Genomic DNA, 18,078 nt, shown 5'->3' with positions numbered 1-18,078 from the left:
CCGCGCTGGATTCTTCGCGGGTGAACCCGCTCCCACAGGTCCTGCATCGTTCCTGAGGACAGTGATAACCCTGCAGGAGCGCGGTACCTCCGAGCCCTTCAGCGCAGCAGTTCGGAATGCCCCTCAGCCATCGCTACCACCACCTTGCGCTTGCCGGTAAACGGCGACCGCGCATGGGCCGCGAGCATGTTGTCGAGCATCAGCACATCATTCGCCAGCCAAGGGAAGCTGATGGTGCAGTCATCCAGCACCCCGCGCACCTCATCGAGTAGCGAATCCTCGATGGTCGTACCGTCGCCGTAGTACACGTTGCGCGGCAAGTCCTCCTCCTCGACGATGTCCATCAGCGACTCACGCACTTCTGGTTGCAGGTTCGACACATGGAACAGGTGCGCCTGGTTGAACCACACATTGTCCCCGGTCACGGGGTGGCGCCCCACCACCTGGCAACGCTGGCGGGTGCGCAGCTCGCCGTCGTCCTTCCAAATGCACTCGATGGCATGTGCCCGGCAGTAAGCCTCGACCTGGCGCGGGTCTTCGGTGCTGAACACTTGCGACCACTCCACGTCCAGGCCGTTGCCGTAGTTGCGCACGTACATCAGCCCTTTCTCTTCCAGACGTTGGCGAATACGCACCGGCATGCGCCGGTACACCTCGCGGCTGTCGGCAATCGGCGTCTCGCCACCGGTCTCGGCGGGGATCACGCTGTAGAACCAGATCTTCATCGGCCATTCCAGGGTGTAGGCCTGCTCGTTGTGCAGCGGGATGCTCTGGTGCGCGGGGTATTCCGTTGAGGTGTAAACGCCCTTGGTCACGTTGCTGCGTGGCGTGGAGCCAAACTCATAATTGAGCAGCGGGTGCCCGAAAGAGGCGGCAAACTGACGGAAGGCTTCGGCGCCACCTACCTCGAACCCGCGGAACAGGATGCCACCCGCCTGTAGCAGGTGCCGGTCCACCAGCGGCTGCAATTCGGCAAAGGCCTCCAGCAGGTCAATCCCCGGCTCCGGTGCACGCACCAGCAGCGGCAGGTTGCCGCGCGCGGCGTCCAGGGGTTCGATGGCAAAGCTCAGCAGTTCACTCATGTACGGTCACCTCAAGCCAGGGCCGCTTTGGCGGCGTAATCGGGTTTTGCGCCATGGCGGCGCCTGACTAGATGAACGAGCGGGCCAACGGGAAATTCACCAGGGCAGCACACGCAGGTAAAGCGCAGCCGCGCCGGTTCGTCTGAACGATGTGCCCCCTTTTATCGCCCAGGAACCGTACATGACTCGCCAGCTTCTGCTCCTCGCCCTGCTTGCCGCGGCCCCTGCCGCCTGGTCGGCGGAGCAATGCGCCGTGGAAATCCATGGCACCGACCAGATGACCTTCGACAAGGCCGCCATTACCGTACCCAAGGCGTGCACCTCGTTCACCGTCACCCTCACCCACCCCGGTGACATGCCAAAGAACGTCATGGGCCACAACTGGGTGCTGAGCACCCCAGCCGACATGCAAGGCGTGCTGGATGACGGCCAGAAGGCCGGCGAGGCGCAGGACTATGTGAAACCTGACGACACCCGGGTCATCGCCCACACCCGCCTGATCGGCGGCGGCGAAAAGGACAGCGTCACCCTCGACACCCGGTCGCTGAAGACCGGTACCGTCTACAGCTTCTACTGCTCGTTCCCGTTCCACAGCACCTTGATGAAGGGCACCCTGGCCCTCGGCAGCTAACCCGCCCCCACCTCACCAGCGAGATCATGCTTCATGAAAACCTCCTCCCCCGGGGCCATCCGCGAATTGCTGGCCCTGCTCAAACCCTACCGCCCCGCAGTAATCGTTTCAGTGCTGCTGGGCATGGTCGGCGGCCTGGCGGTGACTGCCCTGCTGGCCACCGTCAACCAGGGTTTGCACGCTGACGGCGGCATGAGCCAAGGCGTAATCCTGGCCTTCGCCGGCCTGTGCTTGCTGGCATTGGTCAGCAGCGTGGCGGCCGACAGCGGCACCAACTACGTGGGCCAGAAAGTCATTGCCCGGCTGCGCAAGGACCTGGGCGCCAAAGTGCTGTCGGCGCCGATCGAACAGATCGAGCGCTACCGCACTCACCGCCTGATCCCGGTGCTGACACGTGACGTCGATACCATCAGCGATTTCGCCTTCGCCTTCGCCCCATTGGCCATCTCGCTGACCACGGTGACCGGCTGCATGGCCTACCTGGCCTGGCTGTCGTGGCCGATCTTCGCCATCACCCTGGTGGCCATCGGCATCGGCAGCGGCGTGCAATACATCGCCCGGCAAAAAGGCGTGGCCGGCTTCAACGCCGCCCGCGATGCCGAAGACAACCTGCAAAAGCACTACTCGGCCATTGCCGAAGGCGCCAAGGAACTGCGCATCGACCGCCGCCGCCGCCATGCCATGCTCACCCGTAATATCCAGGGCACCGCCGACTTCATCGCCAACACCCACATCCGTGCCATCAACATCTTCGTGGTGGCCAAGAGCCTGGGTTCGATGCTGTTCTTCGTGGTCATCGGCCTTACCCTGGCCCTGCAATCGCTGTGGCCGAGCAACGACCCGGCGGTGATGAGCGGCTTCGTGCTGGTGCTGCTGTACATGAAAGGCCCGCTGGAAACGCTGATCGGCAACCTGCCAATCCTTGGCCGCGCGCAGGTGGCGTTCCGCCGCATTGCCGACTTGTCCGAGCGCTTTTCCTCGCCCGAGCCGCACTTGCTGCTGGAGCCGCCGGTCAAGCGCGAGGCCTTGGCTACCGCGCACCTGGAACTGCGCAACGTCGAGTACGCCTACCCGCCGGTGGACGGTAAAGAGCCGTTCCGTGTCGGGCCGGTGAACCTGAGTATCGAGCCGGGCGAAATCCTGTTCATCGTCGGCGAGAATGGCTGCGGCAAGACCTCGCTGATCAAGCTGTTGCTCGGTCTATACACTCCGCAGCGCGGCGAAGTGCGCCTGAATGGCAAGGCAATCGGCCCGGAAGGGTTGGATGACTACCGCCAGCTGTTCACCACCGTATTTGCCGACTACTACCTGTTCGAAGACCTGCCCGAGCATGAACACAGCCTGCCTGAAGATGCCACGCGCTACCTGGAACGGCTGGAGATCGCCCACAAGGTCAGCGTGCGTGATGGCGCCTTTACCACCACCGACCTGTCCACCGGGCAGCGCAAGCGCCTGGCGCTGGTAAACGCCTGGCTGGATGGGCGGCCGGTGCTGGTGTTCGATGAATGGGCGGCGGACCAGGACCCGACCTTCCGCCGGGTGTTCTACACCGAGCTGCTGCCAGACCTGAAGCGGTTGGGCAAGACCATTATCGTGATCTCGCATGATGACCGGTATTTCGATACGGCGGACAAGGTGGTGCACCTTAGCCGTGGGAAGATAGTCGAAGCGTTGGAGCCGGCCTGAAAATATAATGGGGGCGTTTTGCGCCCCCATTCGCAGAATCAGAACAGCCAGCGGTACAGCAGATACGCCACCACCACCGCCAGCACCGGCCGCAAAATGCGGTAGGCCTTGGGGTTGGCGCGCTTGAACTGCTTCACGCGGGTGCTGATTTTATTGCTGAACCGCTTGCTCCAGGCATACGCCTGGTTGATCCCGCCCACACGCTCGTCGTCGGTGTTCTGCGGTGCGGTGGCGCGGCCGAGGAAGGCACTGACCTGGCGGTTGATGCGGGTCATCAGCGGGCTGCTCAGCGGGCGCTCGATGTCGCAGAACAGGATAACGCGGGTAACATCAGTCTCGTTCTTGACCCAGTGCACGTAAGTTTCGTCGAACATCACGTCCTCGCCATCACGCCAGGCGTATTGCTCACCATCGACGTAGATGCGGCAAGCATCGGAGTTCGGCGTGGACAGGCCCAGGTGGTAGCGCAGCGAACCTGCGAAGGGGTCGCGGTGCGGGTTCAAATGGCTGCCGCCGGGCAGCAGGGCAAACATCGCGCCCTTGACGTTGGGGATGCTGCTGACCAGCTCGACCGTGCGCGGGCACAGGGCCTCGGCCGAAGGCAGCGGTTTGTCGTACCACTTCAGGTAAAAACGCTTCCAGCCTTTCTTGAAGAACGAACCGAAGCCGGCGTCGTTGTCCTTCTCGGCGGCGCGGATGTAGCCTTCGTCGAACAGGCGCATGGCCTCTTCGCGGATGTCCTGCCAGTTGTCCTTCAGCACGTCCAGCTCAGGGAAACGCTGGCGGTCCAGGTAGGGCTTGGACGGCACACCGGAAAACAGGTACATCAAGGCGTTGTACGGGGCAAACAGCGCCGAATGGTTGACGAACTGGCGCAACACCGGCAGGCGGGCCTTGCCGCGCAGGTGCACGAACAGCACGCTGCCGAAAAACACCAGCAAGACGCCCGCCTTGGCTGCAAAGGAAAAGGTCATGCTTTCACTCCTTGGGGAAGAGCCAGGGCTGCGCCACCTGCTCTCCTGAAAATCATCCTGCCATCATAAACCGATCCCGCCCCGGTAAAAACAACCCGGGCGGGATCGCATTCATGAAGATTTTGCAATAAACCAGGCCGCCGATTGTTGCGCAGGGTCAGCGGCAAGGCCGATCACTGCTGGTTTTCCTGCTCGCTGAACATGTCGCTGAACAACATGCTCGACAGGTAACGCTCGCCCGAATCGGGCAGGATTACGACGATGGTCTTACCCTGCATTTCCGGTTTTTCGGCCAGGCGCACGGCGGCGGCCATTGCTGCACCACAGGAAATCCCGCAAAGAATGCCCTCTTCCTGCATCAGGCGAATGGCCATGGCCTTGGACTCTTCGTCGGTCACCGTTTCGACCTGGTCGACAATCGACAGGTCGAGGTTTTTCGGCACGAAGCCGGCACCGATGCCCTGGATCTTGTGCGGGCTGGGCTTGAGTTCTTCGCCGGCCAGGGTCTGGGTGATCAGCGGCGACGACACGGGCTCGACAGCCACCGACAGGATTGCCTTGCCCTGGGTGTGCTTGATGTAGCGCGAAACACCGGTGATGGTGCCGCCCGTGCCCACGCCCGCCACCAGCACGTCGACGGCGCCGTCAGTGTCGTTCCAGATTTCCGGGCCGGTGGTTTTTTCGTGGATGGCCGGGTTGGCCGGGTTTTCGAACTGGCCCGGCAGGAAGTACTGGGCCGGGTCGGAGGCGACGATTTCGTTGGCCTTCTCGATGGCACCTTTCATGCCTTTGGCCGGGTCGGTCAGCACCAGTTCGGCACCCAGCGCCTTCAGCACCTTGCGGCGCTCCAGGCTCATGGAGGCTGGCATGGTCAGCATCAGCTTGTAGCCCCGTGCGGCGGCGACGAAGGCCAGGCCGATACCGGTGTTGCCCGAGGTGGGCTCGACGATGGTCATGCCCGGCTTGAGCTTGCCGGTGCTCTCTGCGTCCCAGACCATGTTCGCGCCGATGCGGCATTTGACCGAATAACCCGGGTTGCGCCCTTCGATCTTGGCCAGGATGGTTACGCCACGCGGGGCGATGCGGTTGATCTGCACCAGCGGCGTATTACCGATGGAATGGGCGTTGTCTGCAAAGATACGGCTCATGGCAGGAGTCCTTGGCATGAAAAACAGCAGGGAAAGACCTCAAGGGTAAGCCCCGGCCGGTGGCCCGTAAAGCCTGTTCGAACTCGACCGGGCGCGTTGCGGTCAACCGCACATCCCGCCTTGGAGACGCCCTGATGAGAGCCCGTTACCGCTGGCCGCTGATCGGCCTGGGCAGCCTGATCGTGCTGCTGGTAGCCCTGCACCTGGCCCTGCCCTACCTGGTGCGCAACTACCTGAACGAAAAACTGGCCGACATGGGCGATTACCGTGGCCAGGTGGCCGATGTGGACCTGGCCTGGTGGCGCGGCGCGTACCAGATCAACGGCCTGAAGATCGTCAAGACCAGCGGCAAGGTGCCGGTACCGTTTCTGGACGCGCCGCTGATCGACCTTTCGGTGAGCTGGCATTCGCTGTGGTACGACAAGGCCGTGGTGGCCGAGGTGACCTTTGTCCGCCCGGAGCTGAACTTCGTCGACGGTGGCAGCAAGCAGGCGTCGCAGACCGGCCGGGGTACCGACTGGCGCCAGCAACTGGAAAAACTGCTGCCCATCACCCTCAATGAAGTGCGTATCGACAACGGCGTGCTGACGTTCCGCAACTTCAACTCCAAGCCACCGGTCGACCTCAAGGCCACCCGGCTGAACGCCAACATCCGCAACCTGACCAATGTTCGAGACCCCAAAGGCCGTCGCGATGCGAGTTTTGAAGGTACTGCACTGATCGCGGGCGATGCGAAGGTAGAAAGCCGTGCCACGTTCGACCCGTTCAGTGATTTCGATGACTTCGAATTCAGGCTGCGCGCCACCGGCATCGAGCTGCGCAAACTGAACGACTTCGCCAGCGCCTATGGCAAATTCGACTTCAATGCCGGGCATGGGGACGTGGTCATCGAGGCGCAGGCGGAGAACGGCCGGCTTAACGGCTACATAAAGCCGCTGCTGCGTGACGTCGATGTATTCGACTGGCAACAGGACGTCGAGGAAAAGGACAAGGGCTTCTTCCGCTCGGTGTGGGAAGCGGTGGTGGGGGCGACCGAGACGGTGCTGAAGAACCAGCCGAAAAACCAGTTCGCCACCCGGGTGGAGCTTAGTGGCAGTGTGCGCAAGCAGGATATCAGCGCCTTCGAGGCATTCCTGCAGATCCTGCGCAACGGGTTTATCCAGGCATTCAATGCCCGATACGAGCGAGGCGCGCCGGATTCCGACTGAGTGGGCGTGACGGGGCATTCAGGGACTGAATACCCGGTCTGCGTTTCCAGCCGCTCACCCCCGCGTTATAGTCGGTAACAAATCAAATCATGTGTTACCTGTGCCGGCCTATTCGCGGGTAAACCCGCTCCCACAGGCCCCCCACAAACCTCTGGCCATGTGAGGTTCCTGTGGGAGCGGGTTCACCCGCGAAAGGGCCGGTACAGGCTTACAGCAGAGGACAGACCCCATGAAGTTCGAAGGCACCCGCGACTACGTCGCCACAGACGACCTGAAACTGGCGGTAAACGCGGCCATCACCCTCGAACGCCCGCTGCTGGTCAAGGGCGAGCCCGGCACCGGCAAGACCATGCTGGCCGAACAGTTGGCGGCCTCTTTCGGCGCGCGGCTGATCACCTGGCACATCAAGTCCACCACCAAGGCCCACCAGGGCCTGTACGAGTACGACGCGGTCAGCCGCCTGCGTGACTCGCAGCTGGGCGTGGACAAAGTGCACGATGTGCGCAATTACCTGAAAAAGGGCAAGCTGTGGGAGGCCTTCGAGGCCGATGAGCGGGTCATCCTGCTGATCGACGAAATCGACAAGGCTGACATCGAGTTCCCCAACGACCTGCTGCAAGAGCTGGACAAGATGGAGTTCTACGTCTACGAAATCGACGAGACCATCAAGGCCAAGCAGCGGCCGATCATCATCATTACCTCCAACAACGAAAAAGAGCTGCCGGACGCCTTCCTGCGCCGCTGCTTCTTCCACTACATCGCCTTCCCCGACCGCACCACGCTGCAGCAGATTGTCGATGTGCATTACCCGAACATCAGCCAGTCGCTGGTCAGCGAGGCGCTGGATGTGTTCTTTGACGTGCGTAAGGTACCGGGCCTGAAGAAAAAACCGTCCACCTCCGAGCTGGTCGACTGGCTCAAGCTGTTGATGGCCGACAACATCGGCGAAGCCGTGCTGCGCGAACGCGACCCGACCAAGGCCATCCCGCCTCTGGCCGGCGCGCTGGTAAAAAACGAGCAAGACGTGCAGCTGCTGGAGCGCCTGGCCTTCATGAGCCGGCGCGGCAACCGCTGACAGGAGCCGGGCCATGCTGCTCAACCTGTTCAATGAAATGCGCGCGGCCAAGGTGCCGGTGTCGGTCCGCGAGTTGCTGGACCTGCACCAGGCCCTGCAAAAGCATGTGGTGTTCGCCGACATGGACGAATTCTACTACCTCGCGCGCGCCATCCTGGTGAAGGACGAACGCCATTTCGACAAGTTCGACCGGGCCTTCGCTGCCTACTTCAAAGGCCTGGAAAACCTCGACCGACACATCGAGGCGCTGATCCCCGAAGACTGGCTGCGCAAGGAGTTCGAGCGTTCGCTCACGGATGAAGAACGTGCGCAGATCCAGTCCCTGGGCGGCCTGGACAAGCTGATCGAGGAATTCAAAAAACGCCTTGAGGAGCAAAAGGAACGCCACGCCGGCGGCAACAAGTGGATCGGTACCGGCGGTACCAGCCCGTTCGGCTCGGGCGGTTTCAACCCCGAAGGCATCCGCGTGGGCGACGCTGGCAAACGCCAGGGCAAGGCGGTAAAGGTGTGGGACCAGCGCGAGTACAAGAACCTCGACGACCAGGTTGAACTGGGCACGCGCAACATCAAACTGGCCCTGCGCCGGTTGCGCAAGTTCGCCCGTGAGGGAGCCGCCGAAGAGCTGGATATCGACGGCACCATCGACCATACCGCGCGGGACGCCGGCTTGCTGAACATCCAGATGCGCCCCGAGCGGCGCAACACGGTGAAGCTGCTATTGCTGTTCGACATCGGCGGCTCGATGGACGCCCACATCAAGGTTTGCGAAGAGCTGTTCTCGGCCTGCAAGACCGAGTTCAAGCACCTGGAGTACTACTACTTCCACAACTGCGTGTACGAGTCGGTGTGGAAGAACAACCTGCGCCGCACCTCGGAGCGCTATTCCACCTTCGACCTGCTGCACAAGTATGGCGACGACTACAAAGTGGTGTTCGTCGGCGATGCGGCCATGGCGCCCTACGAAATCACCCAGCCGGGCGGCAGCGTGGAGCACTGGAACGAAGAGGCCGGGTATGTGTGGCTGCAGCGCTTCATGGAGAAATTCAAGAAGATCATCTGGATCAACCCGTACCCCAAGCAGGCCTGGGACTACACCGCTTCGACCCACCTGGTGCGGGACCTGATCGAGGACAAGATGTACCCGCTGACCTTGCAGGGGCTGGAAGAAGGGATGCGTTACCTGTCCAAGTGATGTTGCCGGTGCCGGCCCTTTCGCGGGTAAACCCGCTCCCACAGGTACTCCACATTCCTCAAGGGCTGTGTTGTACCTGTGGGAGCGGGTTTACCCGCGAAGAGGCCGGTAGCCTCACCGCCATCGGTCCAGATATATCTGCTGCTCCCGCCAGGCCTCATCCTGCACCACCGCCCTGAAGCGCACCACCGCCCCCGGCATGCACTGCGCCAGTTGCGCCAGCGCCAACGGCGTCAACGCCCCCAGCCGCGGATACCCACCAATGGTCTGCCGGTCATTGAGCAACACAATCGGCTGCCCGTCCGGCGGCACCTGCACCGCCCCCAGCGGTATCCCTTCAGAAATCATCGGCGCCCCCTGGTAAACCAGCTGCGGCCCCAACAAGCGAATGCCCATGCGGTCAGCCCGGCTGTCCAGGGTCCACTCCCGATTGAAGGCTTCGAACAGGCTGGTACCACTGAAATCACCGATCTGTGCACCCATCACCAGGTCGAGCACAGGCTTTTCCGCGTACTGCGGGCGCAGCGCTTGCGGCACCTCGCGCAGGGTCGCATCGCTACCGGTAAACGCTAACGCCTGGCCTTTAGCCAGCGCCGCACCCCGGCCATCCATGCCACCCAGTGCTTCACGTACCACCGTGGAACAACTGCCCAGTACATCCTCGCCCAGGAAACCGCCCGGTGCCGCCAGGTAAGCCCGCACGCCCTGCTTTGGCTGCTTCAAGGTCAGGCGCTGGCCCTTGCCCAGGGCAAGGCTGCGCCAGGGCGCGACAGGCTGGTCATCGACTCGGGCATCCAGGTCGGCACCGGCCAGGGCCAGCACGCAGTCCTGTTCGGCCACTATGCAAAAGCCACCCAACGCCACCTCGACCACCGGCGCCGCCAACGGGTTGCCCAGCAGCCAGTTGGCCCAGTGCATGGCCACCCAGTCCAGCGCGCCGCCTTGGGTCACGCCCAGGTGACGCACGCCAAAGCGGCCAGCATCCTGCAACTGGCACAGCGGCGTGCTGGCCTCGATCGTCAATTGCTTCATCCTTGCGCCTCCTCATCGCCGCCCAACGCCAGGAACTCGCTGCGCGAAACCGGCACGAAACGTACCCGATCACCGGGTTGCAACAGGCTGTAGCCCTCACGCTCGCGGTCGAACAAGCGCACCGGCGTGCGCCCGATCAGGTTCCAGCCACCCGGCGATACCGCCGGATACGCCGCCGTCTGGCGCTCGGCGATGCCCACGCTACCCGCTGCTACCCGCTTGCGCGGAGTGCTCAGCCGCGGGCTGGCCAGGCGTTCGTCGACCAGGCCCATGAAACCGAAACCGGGGGCGAAGCCCAGGGCGAACACGGGATAATCACGTTCGCTGTGCAAGCGCACAACCTCGGCTTCACTCAAGCCGCTGCGGGCCGCCAGCACAGGCAGTTCAGGGCCGACGCTGGCGTCGTACCACACCGGGATCTCGTGGCGCCGGCCGCCGCTGCCGGTGTCTGGCTGCAAACCCTCCAGCGCCTGGTTGATCAGCGCCCTCGCCTCGCCCGGTGGCAGGTCGAACTGCACCATCAGCGTGGTGTAGGACGGCACCAGGTCCAGCAGGTGCTCGCCGAACACGGCGCTCAGGCGCTGGCTGGCGGCGAGCATCCACGGCATGTTGGCCTCGTCGATCCGGTCGAACAGACGCACCATCAGGCTGTCGATGGCCACCACTTCGATACGCGCTTTCATTGCGGCTCCAGGGCGTCGAGAGCCTGGCGTATCTGCCGCACCGCCGCCACCGAACTGTCGTTGTCGCCATGCACGCAAAGGGTGCTGGCCTGCAGGCGCAGGGCGCTGCCATCGTCCGCCACCAGCGTATCGCCTCGGGCCAGGCGCACGGCCTGCTCCACCACCAGCACCGGGTCGTGATGCACCGCGCCAGGCAAACGGCGCGACACCAGATGGCCGCTGGCGGTGTAGGCGCGGTCGGCGAACGCCTCGAACCACAGCGGCACACCGATTTCATCGCCCAGGGCCTGGGCGGCGCGGTTGTCGGCGGTGGCCATCAGCATCAGAGGCAGATTGCTGTCGTAGGCCGCCACAGCTTCCAGCACGGTGCGCAGCTTGAGCGGGTCGGCCATCATGTCGTTGTACAGCGCGCCATGGGGCTTCACATAAGCCACGCGGCCACCCAGCACTTTGCAAATGCCGTCCAGCGCACCGATCTGGTAGTGCAGCAGGTCGCGGATTTCCTCGGGGCTGCAGGCCATGGAGCGGCGACCGAAACCGACCAGGTCCGGGTAGGCCGGGTGCGCGCCGATGGTTACCCCATGCTCCAGCGCCAGGGCCACGGTGCGGCGCATAATGCCGGGGTCGCCGGCGTGGTAGCCACAGGCAATGTTGGCGCAATCGATGTAGGGCATTACCTCGGCATCCAGGCCCATGCGCCAGCTGCCGAAACTCTCGCCCATGTCGCAATTGAGTAGCAGGCGTTCCACCACGCGGTCTCCCTTGTTGTTGTTCATAGGCCTACCTTACCGCGCCTGCAGCTGTTTGCCGCGTGTTTCCGGCAGGCTCAGGGCCGCCACGATCACAATGCCGTAGGACACCGCAGAGAACACCCCGATACCCACACCCAGCGGCACGTTCTGGCCGAGCATGCCGATCAGCAACGGGAACAACGCCGCAATGACCTTGCCAATGTTGTAGCAAAAGCCCTGCCCCGAACCGCGAATGCGCGTAGGGAACAGTTCGGTCAAAAACGCCCCCATGCCGCTGAAGATGCCCGAAGCGAAGAAGCCCAGCGGGAAGCCCAGCCACAGCATCACGCCATCGCTGACCGGCATCTGCGTGTACAACAGCACGATGATGAACGAGCCGACGGCAAACAGGATGAAGTTCTTCTTGCGCCCCAGCAGATCGGACAGGTACGCGCTGACCACATAGCCCACGTACGAGCCGACAATCACCATGGCCAGGTAGCCACCGGTACCCAGCACGCTCAGGCCGCGCTCGTTCTTGAGGAAGGTCGGCAGCCACGAGGTGATGGCGTAGTAGCCACCCAGTGCACCAGTAGTCAGCAGCGACGCCCGAACGGTGGTCCAGAGCATGCCCGGGGCGAAGATTTCGTAGAAGTGCGAAGGTGCCTCGGCGCTTTCCACCGCCTTGGCCTCGCGGTACACCTCCGGGTCCTTGACCAGACGGCGCACGAAGATCACGAACAACGCCGGTACCAGCCCCAGCAGGAACAGCGCGCGCCAGGCCTGTTCTGGCGGCAGCCACGAGAACAGCAGCGCGTACAGAATCGCCGTGAGGCCCCAGCCGATGGCCCAGCCGGACTGCACCATGCCCACCGCCTTGCCACGGTCCTGGGCACGGATCACCTCGCCGATCAGCACCGCGCCAGCGGTCCATTCACCACCGAAGCCAAAGCCCATGAGGGTCCGGGCGATCAGCAACTGTTCGTAGTTCTGGGCAAAGCCGCACAGGAAAGTGAAGAAGGCGAACCACAGCACCGTCAATTGCAGGGTGCGCACCCGGCCGATGCGGTCGGAAAGGATACCGGCGATCCAGCCGCCCACGGCCGAGGCGATCAGCGTGCTGGTATGGATCAACCCGGCTTCGGTGGTGGTGATGCCCCACAGCATGATCAGCGTGGGGATGACAAAACTGAGCATCTGCGTGTCCATGCCGTCCAGGCCATAGCCGATCTTGCAGCTCCAGAAGGTGCGCCGTTGCTGTTTGTCGATGTCGCGGTACCAGGCGAAAGGCCCGGACGAAGGTGGGGAACTGACCTGCTGCTGCACGCCGGTGGGGTTCATGGATGCCTCGGCTTGTTGGTATTGTTTTATGGGCGACATAAAGCGTCGCGGCCTGGTTGCCATTGTTCAGAGGCCGCGACATTTGAGTCCAACGATAAAAACCGCCGGTCTGGAACAAGAAAAACTGATCATGAACCTTCGCTTCCTCGAAACCTTCGTCTGGGTCGCCCGGCTGAAAAGTTTCCGCCTGACGGCAGAAAAGCTGTTCACCACCCAAGCTTCCGTGTCCAGCCGCATTGCCGCGCTGGAGGCAGACCTAGGTGTGAAGCTGTTGCTGCGCGACTCACGTGGGGTAAGCCTGACCCCGGAAGGCGGCAAGGTACTGGAGTACGCCGAACGCATGCTGGAAACGGCCAAGGCCATGAAGCAGTCGCTGGACAGCGACCGGGCCAAGGTCGGGCGCATTCGCATCGGGGTGATGGACACGGTGATCCACACCTGGATGAGCGCGCTGGTGGCGGAGCTGACCGAGCGTTACCCGCAGGTGGAAATCGAACTGGTGGCCGACACCGCGTTGAACCTGCGCGAGCAGTTGCAGAAGGGCTTTCTCGACGTGATTTTGCAGACCGACCTGCTGCGCGAGCAGTCGATCCGCAGCCTGGACCTGGCGCGCTACCCGATGGGCTGGGTAGTCGCTGCCGGCTCGCACCAGCACCGGGACTATGCGTCGCTGGCCGAGCTTGGGCGCGAGCGCATCATCACCTTCTCGAAAAATTCACGGCCGCACCAGGAGGTGCTGAGCCTGCTGCAAGCGGCGGGGGCAGAGGCGCCGCGGTTGAACTGCGTTAACTCGGTAGCGGCAATTACCCGGCTGTTGCGCGACGGCTTTGGCATTGGTGCGTTGCCGCCGGCGCTAGTGGATGCTGAACTGGGCCGGGGCGAACTGGTGTTGCTGGAGGGGCTGCAACCGCCGCCGAGCCTGGAGTTGGTGGTGGCGTGGCAGACCGGGGTGGCGTTGGTGGACGAGGTGGTTGGTGTTTGCCGGCAGGTGCTGGAGCGGTATGCCCGGGATGTGGGTGGGCAGCGGATAGTACTGGTCTGACCGATTTCAACCGCCACACTTCTCACAGGCTGAATCGGTCCCTGTAGGAGCGGCCTTGTGTCGCGAAAGGGCTGCACAGCAGCCCCAGGGATTCAGCAGCGATGCACAAATTGCTGGGGCTGCTGCGCAGCCCTTTCGCGACACAAGGCCGCTCCTACAGCGACTGCGCTGCGTACAAACTGATTTAGTAAGGCGTCAGCGCCAGCTTTCTTTCACCGCCCTGCGCCGCCCGCCCAGGATCACCCAGCCAAGCCCCAACAACAGGCTTTCGACCACAAAGGCCAGTACAAACCCTGCGCCAACACCCCAGCCAATCGCCTCGGGCACCAGCAGAATCTGGTAGCTGTAGCCATTGAGGGTTTCTTCGCGCAGCTGCGGGTCGGCCTGCACCAGCACATGCCAGGTACGCTGGGCCCACGGTCCTTGCAACGCCTGCCATTCGTTTTCCAGGAGTTCGTTGCGGATCATCAGGCTTTCGATGCTGTTGGCATCACTGTTGAACACCGGATCGTCACTGCTGCGGTAATGCTGCAGCAACGCCTGCAAGTCGCCGTTGAAGAAGCGCTCGGCCGTTTGCCGGAACCCATCAAGCGCCTCGCGCGATTCGAACAGGTGCGCCTCCACCCGCTGGCTATAGTCCTTGACCAGCCCCGGGACCTGGATACCGGCCAGCAGGCCGAAGGTGAACAGCAGCAACCGCAGGTAACTTCTGAACATGCAGCGTCCTTAGCTCTGGCCGTGCGCCACGCACTCGCCGTGCCGCCACAGGGCCCATTGACCCGGCTCGTAACGGTGCCAGGTCTCGTTCTCGGTCAGGGCCTCGGTGGCAATCACCGTGACCACGTCGTTGGGTGTGGTTTCGGTATGAAAATCGACGATCAGGTCGACATCCTTCAACCGCGCGGCACCAAACGGCGCACGGCGAGTAATGTGCACCAGCTTGGTCGAGCAGAAGCAGAACAGCCAGTCGCCGTCGCTGAGCATGCAGTTGAACACGCCCAGGCCACGGTAGCCGGCACAGGCTTCGACCAGCACCGGTAGCAGCTGTTCCACCGGCACCGGCTCGGGGAAGGCACTGCGGATGCGGTTGAGCAGGTCGCAGAACGCCGCTTCGCTGTCGGTGTCGCCCACCGGCCGGTAGAAGCTGGCCAGGCCCTTGAAGTCGCCCAGTTGCCCGTTGTGCGCGAAGCACCAGTTGCGGCCCCACATTTCCCGCACGAACGGGTGGGTGTTGGACAGGCAGACCTTGCCGACGTTGGCCTGGCGGATATGGCCGATCACCACTTCGCTCTTGATCGGATAACGCTGCACCAGGTTGGCCACTTCCGACTCGCTGCTCGCGGCCGGGTCCTGGAACAGGCGCAGACCACGGCCTTCGTAGAAACCGATACCCCAGCCATCACGGTGCGGGCCGGTACGGCCACCGCGCTGCATCAGGCCGGTGAAGCTGAAAACGATGTCGGTGGGGACGTTGGCACTCATGCCCAGCAGTTCGCACACAGGCGTGTCTCCTCCGTTTACAGACGGGGCTCGACCCGGCCATTACCGCGCGGGGCGGCAGGCCGTGGATCATCGCGGTAACGGTCGCCGCGCTCGGCGGCCAACGGGGCTTGCCCGGGGAGCTGGTCATCTTCGTCCACCTGGCGTTTGGCGGCTGCCTCGGCTTGCGCACGGCGCTCGCGGGCGCGTTTTTCCAGCGGCCAGCGCACCAGCACGAAGAGGAAATACAGGCCGAAGGCAATCATGCCGTACATGGCGAAGTCGGACACCGCACGCCAGGCGTTGTTGCCCACCTTGAAGGCGAGGTCCAGGGCGGTGATGGCGATGGCCGGGGCGAAGCTGTCCTTGACCGGATCGACCACGGTCGGGGTCAGCAGCAGCACTGCCAGCACCACCCGCAGGGGTTCGCGCAACCAGCGCCACATCCAGCCGGTGAGCTTGAAGGCCACCAGCAGGCAGCCCAAGGCGGCCACGGCGTACAGGCCCCAGGCGAAGGTGTAGTCGTTCTCGGTCATGGTGTTCGTGCAAGCCAGGCAAAGAGATGCCTATGATAAACACTTTTCCGGGCGCAGACAGCGTTTGCCTGTGCGGGCCTCTTCGCGGGTGAACCCGCTCCCACAGGTACTGCGCTATCCCTGTGGGAGCGGGTTCACCCGCGAAGAGGCCCGCACAGGCGACCCCAATCAAGAGATCATCCATGCAAACCAAGCCCCAACCGCCCATCGCCCACGCCGACAACGCCGCCGACCCGTACGCTTGGCTGCAGCAGCGCGACACCCCCGAGGTACTCGCCTACCTGCAAGCCGAAAACGCCTACCAGGAAGCCTGCCTGGCCGACCAGGCGCCGTTGCGCGAGCAATTGTTCGAAGAGATCAAGGGCCGCATCCTGGAAACCGACCTGTCGCTGCCGGCCCCCTGGGGCCCCTACCTGTACTACACCCGCACCACAGCAGGCGACGAATACCCACGCCACTACCGCTGCCCGCGCCCGGCCGACGACTCGAACACCGTGGATGAAAGCCAGGAGCAACTGCTGCTCGACCCCAACGCCCTGGCCAATGGCGGCTTCCTGTCGCTGGGGGCATTCAACATCAGCCCCGACCACCGCCTGCTGGCCTACAGCCTCGATACCAGCGGGGATGAAATCTACACCCTGTACGTCAAGGACCTGGCCACTGGCAGCATCACCGCCCTGCCCTTCGACGACTGCGATGGCAGCCTGACCTGGGCCAACGACAGCCAGACGCTGTTCTTCGCCGAACTGGACGACACCCACCGGCCTTGGCGCCTGCGCCGCCACACGCTGGGCTGCGACGATGCGCAGACCGTGTTCGAAGAAGCCGACGGGCGCTTCTTCCTGCACTGCTACCGCACCAGTTCCGAGCGCCAGCTGGTGCTGCTGCTGAACAGCAAGACCACCAGCGAGGCCTGGGTGCTGGATGCCGAAACGCCGCAGGCGCCGTTCACCTGCCTGGCGCCGCGGGTCGAAGGCCATGAGTATTTCCCCGACCATGGCCAGCTCGATGGCGAGTGGCGCTGGTTCATCCGCACCAACCAGGACGGCATCAACTTTGCCCTGTACCACGCCCCGGTCACACCGGTGCCCAGCCGTGAACAATGGCAGGTGCTGGTGGCACACCGTGATGCAATCATGCTCGAAGGCCTCAGCCTGAATGAAGGCGCCCTGACCCTGAGCCTGCGCGAAGGCGGCCTGCCGATCATCGAAGTACGCCCGCAAGGCCTGCCGGCCTACCGCGTGGAACTCCCCGACGCTGCCTACAGCCTGTACGTGCAGGACAGCCTGGAGTTCGCCAGTACGCGCATACGCCTGCGCTACGAAGCGCTCAACCGCCCAGCCCAAGTGCGCCAGCTGGTGCTGGCCAGCGGCGCCCAGGCCGTGCTCAAGCAAACCCCGGTGCTGGGTGCGTTCGATGCCGACGACTATGTCAGCGAGCGCCTGTGGGCCACCGCAGCGGATGGCACCCAGGTGCCGATCAGCCTGGTGCGTCGCCGCCAGGACCTGGGCAAAGCCGTGCCGCTGTACCTGTACGGTTACGGCGCCTATGGCGAAAGCCTCGACCCGTGGTTCTCCCATGCCCGCCTCAGCCTGCTGGAACGCGGCGTGGCCTTTGCCATCGCCCATGTGCGCGGCGGCGGCGAACTGGGCGAGGCCTGGTACCGCGCCGGCAAGCAGGAGCACAAGCCCAACACCTTCAGCGACTTCATCGCCTGCGCCGAGCACCTGATCGCCGAAGGCGTGACGACGGCCGAGCGGCTGGCCATCAGCGGCGGCAGCGCCGGCGGCCTGTTGATAGGCGCAGTGCTCAACCTGCGCCCCGAGCTGTTCCGCTGTGCGATTGCCGAAGTGCCGTTCGTCGACGTGCTAAACACCATGCTCGACCCCGAGCTGCCGCTGACCGTGACCGAGTACGACGAATGGGGCAACCCTGAGGAGCCGCAGGTTTATGAACGGATCAAGGCTTATGCGCCGTACGAGAATGTAAAAGCGCAGGCCTACCCGGCGATGCTGGTGGTAGCGGGCTACAACGACAGCCGCGTGCAGTACTGGGAAGCAGCCAAGTGGGTGGCGCGCTTGCGCACGCGCAAGACCGACAACAACCTGCTGCTGCTCAAGACCGAGATGGGGGCTGGGCACGGCGGGATGAGCGGGCGGTACCAGGGGTTGAAGGATGTGGCCCTGGAGTATGCGTTCGTGTTTGGCGCGCTGGGTGTGGCATAAAATTCGAGCACCC

At 63.5% G+C, this 18,078-nt stretch carries 17 protein-coding genes; 7 read left to right on the top strand and 10 right to left on the bottom strand.

Annotation, left to right across the window (positions count from 1 at the left end):
• Positions 1-98 precede the first annotated feature (98 nt).
• Complete coding sequence (locus tag ABI582_RS20850; RefSeq protein ID WP_442120158.1) at positions 99-1,082, bottom strand: TauD/TfdA family dioxygenase; 984 nt, start codon at positions 1,080-1,082, stop codon at positions 99-101.
• Between the two features lie 181 nt (positions 1,083-1,263).
• On the opposite strand from ABI582_RS20850, the gene azu reads away from it, so the two are divergent.
• Together azu and ABI582_RS20840 are read left to right on the top strand one after the other, a co-directional pair.
• Complete coding sequence (azu, locus tag ABI582_RS20845; RefSeq protein WP_442120157.1) at positions 1,264-1,713, top strand: azurin; 450 nt, start codon at positions 1,264-1,266, stop codon at positions 1,711-1,713.
• A 33-nt stretch (positions 1,714-1,746) separates the two neighbouring features.
• Entirely contained in the window at positions 1,747-3,399 is a 1,653-nt protein-coding gene (locus ABI582_RS20840) for a cyclic peptide export ABC transporter (protein ID WP_338744887.1), read from the top strand.
• A 38-nt stretch (positions 3,400-3,437) separates the two neighbouring features.
• Here ABI582_RS20840 and ABI582_RS20835 read toward each other — a convergent pair whose 3' ends face one another.
• Together ABI582_RS20835 and cysK are read right to left on the bottom strand one after the other, a co-directional pair.
• Positions 3,438-4,373, bottom strand: a complete 936-nt coding sequence (locus ABI582_RS20835) for an aspartyl/asparaginyl beta-hydroxylase domain-containing protein (RefSeq protein ID WP_338744888.1) — start codon at positions 4,371-4,373, stop codon at positions 3,438-3,440.
• A gap of 173 nt (positions 4,374-4,546) precedes the next feature.
• On the bottom strand, positions 4,547-5,521 hold the full coding sequence (gene cysK / locus ABI582_RS20830; protein WP_442120156.1) for a cysteine synthase A: 975 nt from the start codon (positions 5,519-5,521) through the stop codon (positions 4,547-4,549).
• Between the two features lie 134 nt (positions 5,522-5,655).
• Between cysK and ABI582_RS20825 the strand changes: the two genes are divergently transcribed.
• The 3 genes from ABI582_RS20825 (at position 5,656) to ABI582_RS20815 (ending at position 8,996) form a co-directional block, all read left to right on the top strand.
• Positions 5,656-6,729, top strand: coding sequence for a DUF748 domain-containing protein (locus tag ABI582_RS20825; RefSeq protein WP_258911575.1), 1,074 nt, complete (start codon positions 5,656-5,658; stop codon positions 6,727-6,729).
• A gap of 229 nt (positions 6,730-6,958) precedes the next feature.
• Complete coding sequence (locus ABI582_RS20820) at positions 6,959-7,804, top strand: AAA family ATPase (RefSeq protein ID WP_003254658.1); 846 nt, start codon at positions 6,959-6,961, stop codon at positions 7,802-7,804.
• 13 nt (positions 7,805-7,817) lie between these two features.
• Positions 7,818-8,996, top strand: coding sequence for a vWA domain-containing protein (locus ABI582_RS20815; RefSeq protein ID WP_016498390.1), 1,179 nt, complete (start codon positions 7,818-7,820; stop codon positions 8,994-8,996).
• A 114-nt stretch (positions 8,997-9,110) separates the two neighbouring features.
• Here ABI582_RS20815 and ABI582_RS20810 read toward each other — a convergent pair whose 3' ends face one another.
• From ABI582_RS20810 to ABI582_RS20795, 4 genes are read right to left on the bottom strand one after another with little or no spacing between them, the layout of a single operon-like run.
• Positions 9,111-10,028, bottom strand: a complete 918-nt coding sequence (locus tag ABI582_RS20810) for a biotin-dependent carboxyltransferase family protein (RefSeq protein ID WP_442120155.1) — start codon at positions 10,026-10,028, stop codon at positions 9,111-9,113.
• The gene (gene pxpB, locus ABI582_RS20805) at positions 10,025-10,711 is read right to left on the bottom strand and encodes a 5-oxoprolinase subunit PxpB (RefSeq protein WP_442120154.1); all 687 of its coding nucleotides are present in this window, start codon (positions 10,709-10,711) and stop codon (positions 10,025-10,027) included. Before pxpB ends, ABI582_RS20810 begins: the two co-directional genes overlap by 4 nt.
• Positions 10,708-11,487 (bottom strand): 5-oxoprolinase subunit PxpA, encoded by a 780-nt coding sequence (locus ABI582_RS20800; protein ID WP_442120153.1) that lies wholly within the window; start codon positions 11,485-11,487, stop codon positions 10,708-10,710. The genes pxpB and ABI582_RS20800 overlap by 4 nt, the downstream gene beginning before the upstream one ends.
• Positions 11,488-11,496: 9 nt before the next feature.
• Complete coding sequence (locus tag ABI582_RS20795) at positions 11,497-12,783, bottom strand: MFS transporter (protein WP_338744892.1); 1,287 nt, start codon at positions 12,781-12,783, stop codon at positions 11,497-11,499.
• Between the two features lie 130 nt (positions 12,784-12,913).
• On the opposite strand from ABI582_RS20795, the gene ABI582_RS20790 reads away from it, so the two are divergent.
• Positions 12,914-13,825 carry a LysR family transcriptional regulator gene (locus ABI582_RS20790; protein ID WP_338744893.1) on the top strand — a complete coding sequence of 304 codons (912 nt, stop codon included), beginning with the start codon at positions 12,914-12,916 and terminating at the stop codon, positions 13,823-13,825.
• A 195-nt stretch (positions 13,826-14,020) separates the two neighbouring features.
• On the opposite strand, the gene ABI582_RS20785 is transcribed toward ABI582_RS20790, so the two are convergent.
• From ABI582_RS20785 to ABI582_RS20775, 3 genes are read right to left on the bottom strand one after another with little or no spacing between them, the layout of a single operon-like run.
• A complete protein-coding gene (locus ABI582_RS20785; RefSeq protein ID WP_442120152.1) occupies positions 14,021-14,542 on the bottom strand; it encodes a DUF2937 family protein in 522 nt (173 codons plus the stop codon).
• A 9-nt stretch (positions 14,543-14,551) separates the two neighbouring features.
• Complete coding sequence (locus ABI582_RS20780; RefSeq protein ID WP_086974630.1) at positions 14,552-15,325, bottom strand: class II glutamine amidotransferase; 774 nt, start codon at positions 15,323-15,325, stop codon at positions 14,552-14,554.
• A gap of 17 nt (positions 15,326-15,342) precedes the next feature.
• Positions 15,343-15,840 carry an MFS transporter gene (locus ABI582_RS20775; RefSeq protein WP_442120151.1) on the bottom strand — a complete coding sequence of 166 codons (498 nt, stop codon included), beginning with the start codon at positions 15,838-15,840 and terminating at the stop codon, positions 15,343-15,345.
• Between the two features lie 182 nt (positions 15,841-16,022).
• On the opposite strand from ABI582_RS20775, the gene ABI582_RS20770 reads away from it, so the two are divergent.
• Complete coding sequence (locus ABI582_RS20770) at positions 16,023-18,065, top strand: S9 family peptidase (RefSeq protein WP_442120150.1); 2,043 nt, start codon at positions 16,023-16,025, stop codon at positions 18,063-18,065.
• Positions 18,066-18,078: the final 13 nt, after the last annotated feature.

The organism is Pseudomonas sp. SAS7, assembly GCF_052112345.1.
In the GTDB taxonomy this organism is placed as follows: Bacteria; Pseudomonadota; Gammaproteobacteria; order Pseudomonadales; family Pseudomonadaceae; genus Aquipseudomonas; species Aquipseudomonas putida_Q.
Note: the sequence above shows the minus strand (reverse complement) of the source record. Positions and strands in the feature narration are given on the sequence as shown.